The sequence below is a fragment of the Acetobacter musti genome, from assembly GCF_011516835.1.
Lineage (GTDB): Bacteria > Pseudomonadota > Alphaproteobacteria > Acetobacterales > Acetobacteraceae > Acetobacter > Acetobacter musti.
Genome location: NZ_WOTB01000130.1, coordinates 1 through 583, shown reverse-complemented (window position 1 = coordinate 583; position 583 = coordinate 1). Strand labels below are relative to the sequence as shown.

Genomic DNA, 583 nt, shown 5'->3' with positions numbered 1-583 from the left:
TGACGGGGGTCGCATGAGTTCGGATGGGGGCGTCATTCTGGTGAAGCAGGCTGATGACATTCTGGGGCTCAGCCGCCGCTTTGCTGCCTGTTTTCGCGATAAGCGGCATCCCGGCTTTGTGGAATACCGGGTTGAAGACCTTGTCCGTCAGCGGATCATGGGCCTGGCACTGGGCTATGAAGACCTTAATGACCATGACGCTTTACGTCATGATCCTGTCATGGGTCTGGCCTCGGGCCGTCTGTCAGGAGGCCGGGCAAACTGCGCAGCATTGGCTGGCAAATCCACGCTGAACCGGCTAGAGCGCAGTGGGCAGCAGGCAGATCGTTACTGCCGCATCATTGCTGATCATGAGGCCCTGGCTACCCTGTTCGTGACGCTTTTCATGGACCAGCATGAGCGCGCACCCGCCCGGATCGTTCTGGATGTGGATGCCACCGATGACCGTATCCATGGCCATCAGGAAGGCCGGGCCTTTCATGGATATTACGGCCATAACTGCTATCTGCCGTTATACATCTTCTGCGGGGACCATCTCCTCAGCGCTACCCTGCGCACGGCAGACAGGGACCCGGGGAAGGAA

The 583-nt window shown here is 59.0% G+C and carries 1 protein-coding gene; it reads left to right on the top strand.

What is annotated here, in order from left to right; translation table 11 throughout:
- On the top strand, window positions 1–583 hold a 583-nt coding region (locus tag GOB93_RS21055), incomplete at both ends, for an IS1380 family transposase (protein WP_173585289.1).